The following is a 14,591-nucleotide window of genomic DNA, read 5'->3' on the forward strand; positions in this document are numbered from 1 at the left end:
GCTTTTTACCTTGCAAGCCTGTCGCCAGTCGCTCAGTCTTTATCGATCCGGCTCGCTACCGCACCCTGTTGGTCTTTATATTTGGCATCCTGACGACGGTTGTATGGACGAGCCGCCGGCCCGGAAAGCGGTTCAAAACTCAGAGCGCCAATCATCATGCCGGGGCGTAACGCCAGCGGCAACTTACCTGAATTATAGAACTCCAACACAATTCTTCCTTGCCAACCTGGATCAATGCGGTGTGCGGTAACGTGAACCATCAATCCCAGACGAGCCAGCGAAGAGCGACCATCCAGCCAGCCGACCAAATCATCGGGCAGCGTAACTGACTCAAACGTCACCGCCAGCGCTAACTCTCCCGGATGCAGGAAGAATGCCTCGCCTTCCGGTAAATTAATCTCGTCACTCATGACGCGATCAAGCGCTGCACTGACTTCATCCTTCGGTCCACTTAGATCAATGAAAGGCGCGGTGTGTCCGCGGAATACGCGAAACTGATTTCCCAGGCGAACATCAACGGTCGCGCCAGAGATTCTCTCGGTTGGCGGACGGGGCGTAATCACCAGTCGGCCATCATCCAGCCAGGCTTCAATGTCACGGTCACACAGTCTCATCTTATTCTCCATTCAACACCAGTATCTATCAGATAAACCTCATCTCTTTCCGTCATACATCACGCTGCGGCGGCGTGTTCCAAACGTCAATCTCGGTCACGCAACCTGAATGATTCAGGAGATATTATTCAAAGAACTGGCTTATCTTGGCTTTCAAAATATCAATCGCAATACGGTTTTTCCCGCCGCGCGGCACGATAATATCGGCGTACTGCTTGGATGGCTCAATGAATTGCAGGAACATCGGACGCACGGTTTTCTGATACTGTTCCATCACGGAATCCATGGAACGCCCGCGCTCATTCACATCGCGGCGCATGCGACGCAGCAGACAAATATCCAGCGGTGTATCGACAAAAATAGAGAAATTCATCTCATCGCGCAGGCGTGCATCCGTCAGCAGCAGGATACCTTCCAGAATAATGACCTTTTTCAGCTCAATATGTACCGTTTCCTGCTTGCGGGTATGCTCGACATAGCTGTACTGCGGGACTTCAATCGCCTGACCTGCTTTCAGCATCTGCAAATGTTTCAGCAACAGACTGTGATCCATTGAACTCGGGTGGTCATAGTTAGTTTTTACCCGCTCTTCCATCGTCAGGTGGCTTTGATCTTTATAATAGCTGTCTTCAGATATCACCCCGATATGCTGATCGCCGACCTGATCGCGTAATTCCCGATACAAGGTGCTGGAAATAAGACTTTTACCCGAAGCGGACGCTCCTGAGATCCCGATGATGACACACTGGTGAGACTGATCAGTCATAGTATTAACGACCTGATTAACATAAATAAAGAGAGGGGAATGCGCTAACGGGCGCTTTGACGCGGCAATTATAGGGAGTTCCCCCCCTTCACGCCACCCTTTCCGCGTATTGCGCCCGAGGGAAGTGAGGACTGGCGCAGGTCAAGCCGGGACAGAGCCCGGCCTTTTTACCCATCATACTTCAAGTTGCATGTGCGTTGGCTGCGTCCACTCAACCGAATCACTTACCTGAGTAAGCTCATCGGGATTCCTTACCTTGCCGCGTTATTCGGCCTTATAGCCCCATCCCTTCGGGTCAGCGCAAGCGCTGTTCAAAAACGCCTTGCCGTTTTTGTCCTGAAACTCGAATTAGTTAGGGTATATAGCAGGCTACAGCGCCCGGAAAGAAATTTCGCCGGGAATAACGGCCCCCTGCCAGTAGAGCTGAGCGGCAACCTGCCCCGCCAGTTCACGGTACAGAGACGTGAATTCACTGTCTGGCTGGCTGACAACCGTCGGCTCACCGCGGTCAAGATCTTCACGCAGGGAGATGTGCAGCGGAAGCTGGCCTAACAGGGAACAGTGGTATTTCTCCGCCAGCTTCTGCGCGCCGCCCGTACCGAAGATCGGCTCCAGATGCCCACAGTTGCTACAGATATGTACGCTCATATTCTCAATGATGCCCAAAACCGGCACGCTGACTTTTTCAAACATCGCGATGCCCTTCATGGCATCCATCAGCGCGATATCCTGTGGCGTCGTCACGACGACCGCCCCCGTAACAGGAATACTCTGCGCCAGCGTCAATTGAATATCACCCGTGCCCGGTGGCATATCGAGTACCAGATAGTCCAAATCCGGCCAGAGGGTATCTTGCAATAGCTGCAATAACGCTTTGCTGGCCATCGGCCCGCGCCACACCATGGCGTTATCGTCCGTCACCAGATAACCAATCGAGTTGGTTGCCAGACCGTGTGCGATAATCGGCGCCATATGTTGACCGTCCGGCGAGGTTGGCCGCTCACTGGCTGACCCCAGCATGGTCGGAATGGAAGGGCCGTAGATATCGGCATCCAGAATGCCTACATTGGCACCTTCAGCCGCCAATGCCAGCGCCATGTTGACCGCCGTGCTGGATTTGCCGACTCCGCCTTTCCCGGAACTGACGGCAATGATGTTTTTCACGCCCTTCACACCGGCCTGATCGTTAACCCGGCGCAAGGTAGCGATATCGTGCGTTAAGCGCCATTCGACTGCCTTTGCGCCTGATAAACGTAATAGCTCATCGCTAACCGTTTCTTTTAATACTGCCAAACCGCTCAGCCAGACAAACGGCATCGTCAGTTCGATGTGCAACACGTTGTCCAGCAGCGCACAATGGCGCAGCGCATTCAGTGTCGTCAGGTTATTTTTCAGTGTCGGGTGCTGAAAAGTAGATAAAACCCCGGTGACCATCGCACGCAGTGCTTCAGGGCGTTGTTCGGGGACTGTCGCGTTCATTCCGGCTCCTTGAAATTCTCATATTTGACCGTTGAGACCTTGTACAGCATACCAGAGCCATCACAGTCTGACGCCCTTCGGCGTCAAAAACGTGGAAACGCTACGCAAAATAAAATCTGCCATGGGGTTTCCTGCCGTTTTTACTCACGCCAGCGGTTTACGCAGCAAGGCGCTATCGGTTAACATCGATCTCCCTCTATTCACAAAAGAAAGCAAGTTCCTCATGACTCAAGTCGCAAAGAAAATCCTGGTAACGTGCGCGCTGCCTTACGCTAATGGTTCGATCCACCTCGGTCATATGCTTGAACACGTTCAGGCCGATATTTGGGTTCGTTACCAGCGAATGCGCGGCAACCAAGTTCACTTTATCTGTGCGGACGACGCCCACGGCACGCCAATCATGCTGAAAGCGCAGCAGATGGGGATTGCGCCTGAACAAATGATTGCGGCAATGAGTGAGGAGCATCAACAGGACTTTGCCGGTTTCAATATCAGCTATGACAACTATCACTCCACGCATAGCGAAGAAAACCGTGAGCTGTCTGGTCTGATTTATCGCCGCCTGAAAGAGAACGGCTTTATTAAAAATCGCACGATTTCTCAGCTGTATGATCCAGAGAAAGGCATGTTCCTGCCGGATCGTTTCGTCAAAGGCACCTGCCCGAAATGTAAGGCTGTCGACCAATACGGCGATAACTGCGAAGTTTGTGGGGCGACCTACAGCCCAACGGAACTGATCGACCCGAAATCCGCGGTTTCTGGTGCGACGCCAGAAATGCGTGAATCAGAGCACTTCTTCTTCGATCTGCCCGCGTTCAGCGAGATGTTGCAAGCCTGGACACGCTCCGGCGCATTGCAGGAGCAAGTCGCTAACAAGATGCAGGAGTGGTTCGATTCAGGTCTGCAACAGTGGGACATTACCCGCGACGCACCGTATTTTGGCTTTGAAATCCCCGATGCGCCGGGCAAATATTTTTACGTCTGGCTGGATGCGCCCATCGGCTACATGGGTTCGTTCAAGAACCTGTGTGACAAGCGTGGCGATCTGAATTTTGATGATTTCTGGAAGAAAGACTCCGACGCGGATTTGTACCATTTCATCGGTAAAGACATCGTTTATTTCCACAGCCTGTTCTGGCCGGCTATGTTAGAAGGCAGCGGTTTCCGTAAACCGACGAACCTGTTCGTGCACGGCTACGTCACGGTCAACGGCGCCAAAATGTCTAAATCACGTGGCACCTTCATCAAAGCGGACACGTACCTGCAACATCTGGATGCCGATTGCCTGCGTTATTACTACGCGGCAAAACTGTCTTCTCGCATTGATGACATCGACCTCAATCTGGAAGATTTCGTTCAGCGCGTGAATGCTGACATCGTTAACAAAGTCGTAAATCTGGCATCACGTAATGCCGGTTTCATCAACAAGCGCTTTGACGGCAAGCTGGCGGGCAAGCTGGCCGACGCCGAGTTGTACAAAACCTTCACCGATGCCGCAGCCAGCATTGCCGAAGCCTACAGCAGCCGTGAGTCCGGGCGAGCCATTCGTGAGATCATGGCGCTGGCGGATATCGCCAACCGCTATGTTGACGAACAAGCACCGTGGGTGGTGGCAAAAGCAGAAGGTCGGGATGAAGACCTGCAAGCCATTTGCTCGATGGGCATCAACCTGTTCCGCGTGCTGATGACGTACCTGAAGCCGGTACTGCCGGCACTGGCACAGCGGGCAGAAGCGTTTTTGAACACGGAACTGAGCTGGGACGCAATCACCGCCCCGTTGCTGAACCATCAGGTTAGTCCATTCAAAGCACTGTTCAACCGCATCGATCTGGATAAAGTCAACGCGATGGTTGACGCGTCTAAAGAAGACATGGTCACAGCGCAAAAAGCGGTGTCCGGTCCGCTGGCAGATAACCCCGTGCAGGACACCATTAGCTTTGATGATTTTGCCAAAGTCGATATGCGTATCGCATTGATTAAACAGGCTGAACTGGTTGACGGCTCTGACAAACTGCTACGTCTGACGCTGGATCTGGGCGGCGAAACTCGTCAGGTCTTCTCCGGTATTCGTGAAGCCTACCCCGAGCCAGCGAAACTGGAAGGTCGCCTAACCATCATGGTGGCCAATTTGGCACCGCGGAAAATGCGCTTCGGCATATCGGAAGGGATGGTGATGGCTGCGGGGCCGGGCGGGAAAGATATCTTCCTGCTAAGCCCAGACAGCGGTGCACAGCTAGGTATGCAGGTCAAATAACCCCCCATCAAGCCGGATACCTATCCGGCTTTTTTTTGCAACAATTTCGCCACAAATCCCTGTTTATCCCTTTTCGAGTAACTCGCTGCCCACATAGTTTGTAACCATGAAATAACAAAAACGCTGTATATTACAATATATAGCGAGTGAAAAATATACCCCTTTGTAGGTGCAATGGGGGTTTAAATACTTAAATTTTGATTTTGCGCAAAACCCACAATTTATGTGTTGTTAAATTGCTCGCAACAAAAATGACACATAATTACACAGGGAAACTAATGCAACTGAATAGAAGAGGTTTCTTTAAAGTTTGCGCGGGGGGGATGGCTGGAACCACTCTCGCGGTATTGGGCTTTACACCCGCAGAAGCAATGGCATCAGTACGTCAATATAAGCTGTTACGCGCGAAAGAGACACGTAACAACTGCACATACTGCTCGGTCGGTTGCGGTGTGCTCATGTATAGCCTGGGCGATGGCGCCAAGAATGCAAAGCCTTCCGTTTTTCATATCGAAGGCGATGCGGATCATCCAGTCAGCCGCGGCTCCCTTTGCCCGAAAGGTGCGGGTCTGGTCGACTATATCCACAGTGAAAACCGCCTGCTCTACCCTGAATACCGTGCACCCGGCTCCGACAAATGGCAGCGAATCAGCTGGGACGACGCGATCGAACGTATCGCGCGTCTGATGAAAGCGGACCGTGACGCCAACTTCCAGCGTACTAACGCTAAAGGTGAAACCGTCAACCGCTGGCTGACGACCGGTATGCTGTGCTCTTCTGCCGCCAGTAACGAAACCGGTATTCTCGACCAAAAATTTGCCCGTTCTCTGGGCATGGTCGCCATCGACTGCCAGGCTCGCCTGTGCCATGGGCCAACTGTCGCCGCGCTGGCACCGACATTTGGCCGTGGCGCAATGACCAACAACTGGGTTGATATCAAAAACGCCAACGTCATCATCGTCATGGGCGGCAACCCGGCAGAAGCGCACCCGGTCGGTTTCAAGTGGGCCGTGGAAGCAAAAACGCACAATAATGCGAAATTGATCGTTGTCGATCCGCGTTTTAACCGCTCCGCAGCCGTTGCCGACCTCTACGCGCCCATTCGCGCAGGTTCAGATGCCGCCTTTCTGTTAGGTATCGTTAACTACCTCATTACAAATGATAAAATTCATCATGAGTATGTGGTGTCCTACACCAGCGCTAGCCTGATCGTTCGAGAAGATTTCAGCTTTGACGAAGGTTTATTCAGCGGCTACGACGAACAAAAACGTCAATATGATAAATCCAGTTGGCAGTATGAGTTTGATGAATCCGGCTTTGCCAAACGCGACACCACGCTATCTCACCCACGCTGCGTGTGGAACCTGCTGAAAAAACACGTCTCCCGCTATACGCCAGAAATGGTGACATCCCTGTGCGGTACATCAGCCAAAGATTATGAAACGATCTGCCGCACGCTGGCCGAAACCTGTGTGCCGAATAAAACGGCGACGTTCATGTACGCCTTAGGCTGGACGCACCACACCAACGGTGCACAGATCATTCGCTCAGCCGCCATGATCCAACTGCTACTGGGCAACATCGGCATGGCTGGTGGTGGTATCAACGCGCTGCGTGGTCACTCTAATATTCAGGGTTATACCGATCTGGGCTTGCTGTCATTAAATCTTCCGGGCTATATGCCGCTGCCGTCAGAAAAGCAGCCGGATCTGAAAACCTATCTGGGGCAAATCACACCAACCGCGCAACTGCCCGACCAGGTTAACTATTGGAAGAATACGCCAAAATTCTTTATCAGCATGATGAAGAGCTTCTATGGCGATAATGCTCAAGCGTCGAATGACTGGGGCTATGACTGGCTGCCGAAGTGGGATCGTAGCTACGATATCATGGTACAAACCGAACTGATGGTGGAAGGCAAAATGAACGGCTATATCGTTCAGGGCTTTAACCCCGTTGCGGCGTTTTCCAACAAGAATAAAGCGACCGAAGCACTCTCCAAACTCAAGTACATGGTCATTATCGATCCGCTGGTCACCGAGACGTCCACGTTCTGGCAGAACTATGGCGAATTCAATGACGTGGATACGAAGTCCATTCAGACTGAAGTCTTCCGCCTGCCTTCTTCCTGTTTTGCCGAAGAGAATGGGTCTATCGCCAACTCAGGCCGCTGGTTGCAATGGCACTGGGCGGCGGCTGAGCCACCAGGAGAAGCCCATCACGACGGCGAAATCCTCGGAAAACTGTTGATGCGCCTGCGTGAGCTGTATCGCGAAGAAGGTGGTACGTATCCCGATCCGTTGATGAACATCAACTGGAACTATAAAGACCCGGAAGATCCGACGCCGGAAGAGATCGCCCGTGAAGCCAACGGCATGGCGCTGGCCGATATCTATGATGACAGCGGCAAACTGCTCCTGAAGAAAGGTCAGCAGCTCGCCGATTTCTCACAGTTGCGCGATGACGGCTCCACATCCAGCTTCTGCTGGATCTATGCCGGTAGCTGGACGGAAGCGGGTAACCAGATGGACAGACGCGACAACGCGGATGCCGGTCTGGGCTGCACACCGAACTGGTCATGGTGCTGGCCACAAAACCGCCGCATCCTCTATAACCGCGCGTCTGCCGATCTACAAGGTAAGCCATGGGACAGCAAACGTAAATTACTGGAATGGAATGGTCAGAAATGGCAAGGCATTGATGTACCTGATTTCGCCGCGACCGTACCGCCGGGCAAAGACACCGGGCCGTTCATCATGCTGCCGGAAGGTCTGGCACGTCTGTTCTCCATGGACAAGCTGGTCGATGGGCCGTTCCCTGAGCACTACGAACCGATCGAGTCCCCTATCGGCACCAACCCGCTGCATCCGTCGGTGGTGTCCAGCCCAGCAGCGCGTCTGTTTGATCGTGATGCCAAAACCATGGGGACCGCGAAGGACTTCCCTTATGTGGCGACAACGTACTCCATTACCGAATTGTTCCGTCACTGGACAAAACACGCTCGTCTGAACGCGATTGTGCAGCCGGAACAGTTTGTTGAGATCGGTGAAAATCTGGCGAAGAGCAAAGGCATTAAAGCGGGCGATGAAATCAAAATCTCCTGCCAACGTGGCTACATTAAAGCCAAAGCGGTGGTCACCAAGCGTATCAAGACGTTGGAAATAGCCGGACGCAGCGTGGAAACCGTGGGAATCCCCTGCCACTGGGGCTTTGAGGGAACCACGCGTAAAGGGTTCCTGGCTAATACACTCACCCCAAGCGTCGGCGACGCTAATTCACAAACGCCTGAGTACAAAGCGTTTTTGGTTAATGTAGAGAAGGTGTAAGGGTAGCCAACTATGTCAATGCAATCACAAGATATTATTAAACGTTCGGCCACCAACGGCTTTACACCGCCTCCGCATGTGCGTAATGACAAAAGCGAAGTGGCAAAACTGATTGATGTTACAACCTGTATCGGCTGTAAAGCCTGTCAGGTTGCCTGCTCAGAATGGAACGACATCCGCGATGAAGTCGGCCATAACCTCGGGGTTTATGACAATCCCGCGGATCTGAGCGCCAAATCCTGGACGCTGATGCGCTTTTCCGAAGTGGAAGAGAACGATCGTCTGGAATGGCTGATCCGTAAAGATGGCTGTATGCACTGTAGCGATCCGGGCTGTCTGAAGGCCTGCCCTTCCGCTGGCGCGGTTATTCAGTACGCCAACGGCATCGTCGATTTTCAGTCCGAGAATTGTATCGGATGCGGCTATTGCATCGCCGGTTGCCCATTCAATATTCCACGTCTGAATAAAGAAGATAACCGCGTCTATAAATGTACGCTGTGTGTCGACAGAGTCAGCGTTGGGCAAGAACCCGCCTGCGTGAAAACCTGCCCGACGGGTGCCATTCGTTTCGGTACGAAAGAGGAGATGAAGCATCTGGCGGAAGAACGTATCGCCGATCTCAAAAACCGTGGTTATGAGCACGCAGGTCTCTACGATCCGCAGGGCGTGGGCGGTACGCACGTGATGTATGTTCTGCACCACACAGACAGACCATCGCTCTATCACAACCTGCCAGATAACCCGCAAATTTCCACGCCGGTCAATCTGTGGAAAGGCATTCTGAAACCGCTGTCCGCGTTAGGATTTGTCGCCACATTCGCCGGGTTAATGTTCCACTACGTCGGTGTGGGTCCAAACACGGAAGAAATGGAGCATGAGCACGAGGGAGAAGGCAAAGAAGGGGGAGACAAACATGAGTAAACCACAAATGATTTTGCGTACCAAGTTTATCGATCGCATCTGTCACTGGATTGTGGTGATTAGCTTTTTCCTGGTTGCGCTCTCTGGTATTGCTTTGTTCTTCCCTACCCTGCAATGGCTGACGCAGACGTTTGGTACGCCACAAATGGGGCGTATTCTGCACCCATTTTTTGGTATGTTGATCGTCATTTGTCTGATTCCGATGTTCTTCCGGTTCGTTAGTCATAACATCCCGAAGAAGCGCGATCTGCCGTGGTTCCTCAACATTGTTGAAGTGTTGAAAGGCAATGAACATGAAGTCACGGAAGTGGGTAAATATAACCCAGGTCAGAAGATGATGTTCTGGAGTATCATGGGGTTAACGCTGGTACTGCTGATCACCGGGATTATCATGTGGCGCCCTTATTTTGCCCACCTGTTCCCGATTGATATCGTGCGCTACGCCATCCTGATTCATGCGGTTGCGGCCATCGTCCTCATCCATGCCATTCTGATCCATATGTACATGGCGTTCTGGGTGAAAGGATCGATCAAAGGCATGATTGAAGGCAAAGTCTCCAAACCCTGGGCGCGTAAACACCACCCGCGCTGGGCACGTGAAATGGAAGAGAAAGAAGCGAAGAAATAACGTACTCGCTTTCACCAAACATCCTTCTCAAATGCCCGCCTGCGGGCATTTTCTTTTACTCACAGTCAGCACGAATCGTTATAACTTAAACCCAAACGGCATAACTCCCTCTCTTTCTCGCCTATTGCTCTACGGCTATGATGCAGTATCATTTTTAAATAGACATCCAGACATAAAGACAGCTATAAAGTAGTCACGCAGGGAACATAACAATACTGCAATCGACACGACATCAATTTATAAAACGCCATGGAGCTGATAATGAAGAAATTTACCCCCGCCCTGCTTGCATTGAGCTTACTGACAGCATTACCGGCATTGGCCAATCAGAACGCTAGCATTGCTCCCGTTCCAGCGGCTATCGCTAATCATGACGGTCCGGTTCGTATCGCGGTTATCCGCAATCTGGGTTCGGATGACAACACTACGCAGTTTGTTTCCGGCGTGCTTGAAGAAGGCAAAAAGCTGGGCTTCAAAGTCAGCACCTTCCTAAGCAACGGCGACGACGCCCGTTTTCAGGATTTCGTAAACCAGGCCATTAGCCAGAAATATGACGGCATCATCCTGTCACAGGGTCGTGATCCCTACTCTACCGATTTGATTAAACGTATCGTCGACAGCGGTATTGCCGTCTCAGTATTTGATACCGCCGTAAAAGGTGAAATCCCAGGCGTGACCGTCACCCAGCAAGATGATGCTTCATTGACTAACGAATCACTCGGCCAACTGGTGAAAGACTTCAACGGTAAAGCCAACATCATTAAGCTGTGGGTCGCCGGTTTCCCGCCAATGGAACGCCGCCAGCTCGCCTATCAGCAGATCCTCAAAGCTAACCCCGGCATCAAGGAACTGGAATCGATTGGCGCCGTGTCCTCTGACGTACAGGGCGATACCGCCAATAAAGTCGGCGCGGTGCTGGCGAAATACCCGAGAGGCAAAATCGATGCAATCTGGGGATCGTGGGATGCCTTCAGCCAGGGCGCCTATAAGGCATTGAAAGAAAACGGCCGGACTGAAATCAAACTGTACAGCATCGACATCTCCAATCAGGATTTACAACTGATGCGCGAAGCAAGCAGCCCGTGGAAAGTCAGCGTGGCCGTCGATCCAAAACTGATCGGTAAAGTTAACCTGCGTCTGGTTGCCAACAAGATAGCTGGTGAACCCACGCCTGCAACCTACGAGTTCCGCGCGGCCGCGATTCCGCAGGCGCTGTTAGCCAGTCAGGCAGGTGCAGTCAACGTCGCGGGATTGGCGAAAATCATCCCTGGCTGGGGCCACACGGATGATTTTATCGCGCCATGGTTTGCTACACTGGAAGCCAAACAGGCGAAATAATACGGAGATAACGTTATGGCATTGACCCCTCTGCCCACTCCTGATTACAGCCGCAATATGCGGCTGATAGGACACAGCGATCAGGGCGGCAGACCCGACGGCGTGCAGGTGATGGTCCATCGCGGCTATGCTTACATCGGGCATATGGTTTCACAAGGCGTGTCGATTGTGGATGTGCGCGATGCCAAAAATCCCAGACCAGCGGGGTTTATTGCTGCCCCGCCCGGTACCTGGAATATCCACCTGCAAACCCATGATGACTTGCTGCTTGTCGTTAACGCACGCGATTTGTTTGCCGATGCCAGCTTCGCCGAGGAAAAAGTCTATTACACCCGCTCCGTCGCCGATACGGTCAGTACCAAACAGCAGGGCAAAAGCTGGAGCGCCGGATTACGGATTTTCGATATTTCAACGCCGGCTAAACCACGCGAAATCAGCTTCCTGCCGCTGGACGGCATCGGGATTCATCGCATCTGGTACGTCGGCGGACGTTGGGCTTATGTCTCCGCGTTGCTTGATGGCTATAGCGACTACATCTTTCTGACTATCGACCTGGCCGATCCGCAGCGCCCTGAAGTTGCTGGCCGCTACTGGCTACCCGGCATGCACACCGCCGGTGGGGAAACCGCAAGCTGGCCGGACGGCAAACGTTATGCCCTGCACCACGCCATCATCAGCGGCGACACCGCCTATGGGAGCTGGCGTGATGGCGGGCTAACGCTGCTAGACGTGAGCGATCGCACCAACCCACAGCTCATCAGCCATCGTAACTGGAGCCCACCGTTTGGTGGCGGCACACATACAGCGCTGCCGCTGCCGGATCGCGAGCTGCTGATCGTGTTGGATGAAGCGGTATTAGATGATCAGGAAGATGGAGAGAAATTGATTTGGGTGTTCGATATTCGTGAACCGAGCAATCCAGTGAGCATCGCTACCTTTCCACAGCCGAAAGAAGCGGACTATGTGAAGAAAGGCGCACACTTTGGTCCACATAACCTGCACGAAAATCGACCCGGCAGCTTCATCAGTTCCTCACTGATTTTCGCCACTTATCAAAATGCGGGAGTACGGGCTTACGACATCAGTAATCCGTATCAACCGAAAGAAACCGGTGCACTGGTGCCTGCTGCACCCGCCAGAATGGTCGATAAACGACATGGCAGGCCGCAGATCATTCAGTCTTGTGATGTGTTTGTTGATGCCGATGGCATCATTTATAGCACCGACTACAATGCGGGTTTGTCGATTATTGAATACCGGGGCTAATCGAAAAAAAGCCCTGCGGATAAAAACAGGGCTTAGTGTTGTACTTGGTTTTTTTAGTCCAGCGCCAGCACCGATACCCACATTGGCCCCTGACCGACGGCGTAACGCGCCAGCGGTTGCAGTTCGCCCGTGTTCTGATCGATGTGATACACCTCGATGTGCTGAGATTTTTGGCCCGCTGAAATCAGAAACTTGCCAGAGTGATCAATATTGAAACCGCGCGGCTGCGTTTCAGTCGGTTGATGACCAGTCAGCGCTAACGTGCTGCCGTCTTCAGACACCAGGAAAACGCTCAACAGGCTAGCCGTGCGATCGCTGATATACAGGAAACGCCCATTCGGCGTAATGTGAATATCCGCCGCCCAGCGCGTGTCGCTGAAGCCCACAGGCATAGCATCCAGCGTTTGTACCTTTTGCAAATCGCCGCTGGCTGCATCCAACTGGTACACATCTACCGAGCTGTCCAGTTCATTCACGCAATAGGCAAAACGCTGATTGGGATGGAAAGCCATATGGCGCGGACCGGCACCCGCTACCGTCGTCATTTCAGCCTGACGATGCACGCTCAGTTTTCCATCAGCGCTGAGGTCGTACAGACGAATACGGTCTTCTTTTAGGCAAGGCGCCCACACGACAGTATTGGTTGGATCGATGTTGGTAGAGTGACACCCTGCTAATCCTTCCAGTTGTTGAATTGGCTCGCCGACAATGCCGTCAGCGCCAATTGGGCTAACGCTCACGCAAGCACCGCTGTAAGACGCGCTGAACAGGAAACGTCCGTCATTATCGGTAGACAGGTGTGTCGGGCTGCCCGGCAGCGACGCCACACCCGCTTGCGTTAATGTGCCCTGTTCGTCAATACGATAGCTCAGTACCCTGAAGTCAGGACGAACACCAACATACAGGTGACGCTTGTTCGGTGCGATCACCATCGGCTGAACCTGTCCCGGAACGTCAACGGTTTGCAATAATGTCAGATTTCCCTGAGCACAGAGTTGCCAAACATGAATCTGCTGGCTTTCCGGGCTGGCGACATAAACAACTTGCTGCATCGTATTCTCCTTATTTCACGCGAATGTGACGGCTCAGGAAGGCGCAAAGCGGTTCATTGAAAGGATAACGAACTTGCTCAACCTGACGCACGGTATACCATAAATGACCAATCACTCTATTCTACAGAGACATCGCAAGGCTACTATTGATTTAAGCAATGGCTGATTTAGGTAATCATTGATTTATACAGCGATGCCCGCACTTATCTGCTATTGCATGGTTTACGTTCTACGGACTTCAGATTATGACCACGTTTGATTCGCTGTTTTCCCGGCTGTCGCGTTCCCCTTTCCGCCAGCGCTTTAAGTTAGGTGCCAAAGAGCGTGACTATTGCTACAACAAAGGTAAGGAAACGATCGCCTCCCACGCTGCCGATTTTATCGCTCGCAGGCTGGCACCGGCGGATCCGGCCAATGATGGCAAACAGACCCCGATGCGTGGTCATCCTGTGTTTATTGCACAACACGCCACCGCAACCTGCTGCCGGGGATGCCTGGAAAAATGGCATCATATCGCTCAACATCGTCCGCTAAGTGATGAGGAACAGCGTTATGTCGTCGACATAATTTTGTACTGGCTGGAAAACGATTTGATTAGCAGACGCTAAAGATGCAGCGATAACGAATAAAACAGAAACTATGACGGCAAATCGTCAGAGATAATCAAGAAGCAAGAGAAAGAATGAAATAAGAAAGGTTAAGATTGAAAGTGGCGGAGGAGTAGAGATTCGAACTCTAGAACACTTTCGCGTCGCCGGTTTTCAAGACCGGTGCCTTCAACCACTCGGCCACTCCTCCGCAATGACGCGCACTATAAACAGTACGTCGCACATTGTAAAGCCGCGTTTTGATCAATTGCTTAAAAAAATAGGTGATAACCTGTTGAAAGTATACAAAATCGACAACGACGTTGCCAAACTGTCTGTTTCGCCTTATTTCCCGCCGCT

General features: G+C 52.3%; 11 protein-coding genes and 1 tRNA gene. 7 read left to right on the plus strand and 5 right to left on the minus strand.

All coding sequences use genetic code 11. From position 1 onward, the window contains the following. Window positions 1–32: 32 nt before the first annotated feature. From dcd to apbC, 3 genes are all read right to left on the minus strand, one after another. Window positions 33–614 carry a dCTP deaminase gene (dcd, locus tag ACKQAD_RS05380; protein ID WP_225087396.1) on the minus strand — a complete coding sequence of 194 codons (582 nt, stop codon included), beginning with the start codon at window positions 612–614 and terminating at the stop codon, window positions 33–35. Between the two features lie 124 nt (window positions 615–738). Next, a complete protein-coding gene (gene udk, locus ACKQAD_RS05385) occupies window positions 739–1,380 on the minus strand; it encodes a uridine kinase (protein WP_015839564.1) in 642 nt (213 codons plus the stop codon). A 369-nt stretch (window positions 1,381–1,749) separates the two neighbouring features. Further along, window positions 1,750–2,859, minus strand: a complete 1,110-nt coding sequence (gene apbC / locus ACKQAD_RS05390; protein ID WP_409159206.1) for an iron-sulfur cluster carrier protein ApbC — start codon at window positions 2,857–2,859, stop codon at window positions 1,750–1,752. A gap of 223 nt (window positions 2,860–3,082) precedes the next feature. Here apbC and metG point away from each other — a divergent pair, with 223 nt between their 5' ends. The 6 genes from metG to ACKQAD_RS05420 all read left to right on the plus strand — a co-directional run bounded on the left by metG (window position 3,083) and on the right by ACKQAD_RS05420 (window position 12,592). Then, a complete protein-coding gene (gene metG / locus ACKQAD_RS05395; protein ID WP_409159207.1) occupies window positions 3,083–5,113 on the plus strand; it encodes a methionine--tRNA ligase in 2,031 nt (676 codons plus the stop codon). A gap of 278 nt (window positions 5,114–5,391) precedes the next feature. Next, the gene (gene fdnG / locus ACKQAD_RS05400; RefSeq protein WP_409159208.1) at window positions 5,392–8,439 is read left to right on the plus strand and encodes a formate dehydrogenase-N subunit alpha; all 3,048 of its coding nucleotides are present in this window, start codon (window positions 5,392–5,394) and stop codon (window positions 8,437–8,439) included. A gap of 12 nt (window positions 8,440–8,451) precedes the next feature. Further along, window positions 8,452–9,360, plus strand: a complete 909-nt coding sequence (fdxH, locus tag ACKQAD_RS05405) for a formate dehydrogenase subunit beta (protein WP_409159209.1) — start codon at window positions 8,452–8,454, stop codon at window positions 9,358–9,360. Then, window positions 9,353–9,988 (plus strand): formate dehydrogenase-N subunit gamma, encoded by a 636-nt coding sequence (gene fdnI / locus ACKQAD_RS05410; protein WP_409159210.1) that lies wholly within the window; start codon window positions 9,353–9,355, stop codon window positions 9,986–9,988. The genes fdxH and fdnI overlap by 8 nt, the downstream gene beginning before the upstream one ends. Window positions 9,989–10,249: 261 nt before the next feature. Next, complete coding sequence (locus tag ACKQAD_RS05415; protein ID WP_409159211.1) at window positions 10,250–11,326, plus strand: sugar ABC transporter substrate-binding protein; 1,077 nt, start codon at window positions 10,250–10,252, stop codon at window positions 11,324–11,326. 15 nt (window positions 11,327–11,341) lie between these two features. Further along, a complete protein-coding gene (locus ACKQAD_RS05420; protein WP_409159212.1) occupies window positions 11,342–12,592 on the plus strand; it encodes an LVIVD repeat-containing protein in 1,251 nt (416 codons plus the stop codon). Window positions 12,593–12,645: 53 nt separating this feature from the next. Here the strand turns inward: ACKQAD_RS05420 and pgl are convergent, their stop codons facing one another. Next, window positions 12,646–13,644, minus strand: coding sequence for a 6-phosphogluconolactonase (gene pgl, locus ACKQAD_RS05425; protein ID WP_409159213.1), 999 nt, complete (start codon window positions 13,642–13,644; stop codon window positions 12,646–12,648). 245 nt (window positions 13,645–13,889) lie between these two features. On the opposite strand from pgl, the gene ACKQAD_RS05430 reads away from it, so the two are divergent. Further along, window positions 13,890–14,252 carry a DUF4186 domain-containing protein gene (locus tag ACKQAD_RS05430; RefSeq protein ID WP_409159214.1) on the plus strand — a complete coding sequence of 121 codons (363 nt, stop codon included), beginning with the start codon at window positions 13,890–13,892 and terminating at the stop codon, window positions 14,250–14,252. A gap of 102 nt (window positions 14,253–14,354) precedes the next feature. On the opposite strand, the gene ACKQAD_RS05435 is transcribed toward ACKQAD_RS05430, so the two are convergent. Continuing rightward, window positions 14,355–14,442, minus strand: a tRNA-Ser gene (locus tag ACKQAD_RS05435). Between the last annotated feature and the right edge of the window lie 149 nt (window positions 14,443–14,591).

The sequence above is a fragment of the Pectobacterium artocarpous genome (genome assembly GCF_046159765.1).
Lineage (GTDB): Bacteria > Pseudomonadota > Gammaproteobacteria > Enterobacterales > Enterobacteriaceae > Pectobacterium.

Excerpts from the sequence above, each read along its gene's own strand:
- dcd (WP_225087396.1), bottom strand. The coding sequence starts at position 614 with ATGAGACTGTGTGACCGTGACATTGAAGCCTGGCTGGATGATGGCCGA.
- udk (WP_015839564.1), bottom strand. The coding sequence starts at position 1,380 with ATGACTGATCAGTCTCACCAGTGTGTCATCATCGGGATCTCAGGAGCG.
- apbC (WP_409159206.1), bottom strand. The coding sequence starts at position 2,859 with ATGAACGCGACAGTCCCCGAACAACGCCCTGAAGCACTGCGTGCGATG.
- metG (WP_409159207.1), top strand. The coding sequence starts at position 3,083 with ATGACTCAAGTCGCAAAGAAAATCCTGGTAACGTGCGCGCTGCCTTAC.
- fdnG (WP_409159208.1), top strand. The coding sequence starts at position 5,392 with ATGCAACTGAATAGAAGAGGTTTCTTTAAAGTTTGCGCGGGGGGGATG.
- fdxH (WP_409159209.1), top strand. The coding sequence starts at position 8,452 with ATGTCAATGCAATCACAAGATATTATTAAACGTTCGGCCACCAACGGC.
- fdnI (WP_409159210.1), top strand. The coding sequence starts at position 9,353 with ATGAGTAAACCACAAATGATTTTGCGTACCAAGTTTATCGATCGCATC.
- ACKQAD_RS05415 (WP_409159211.1), top strand. The coding sequence starts at position 10,250 with ATGAAGAAATTTACCCCCGCCCTGCTTGCATTGAGCTTACTGACAGCA.
- ACKQAD_RS05420 (WP_409159212.1), top strand. The coding sequence starts at position 11,342 with ATGGCATTGACCCCTCTGCCCACTCCTGATTACAGCCGCAATATGCGG.
- pgl (WP_409159213.1), bottom strand. The coding sequence starts at position 13,644 with ATGCAGCAAGTTGTTTATGTCGCCAGCCCGGAAAGCCAGCAGATTCAT.
- ACKQAD_RS05430 (WP_409159214.1), top strand. The coding sequence starts at position 13,890 with ATGACCACGTTTGATTCGCTGTTTTCCCGGCTGTCGCGTTCCCCTTTC.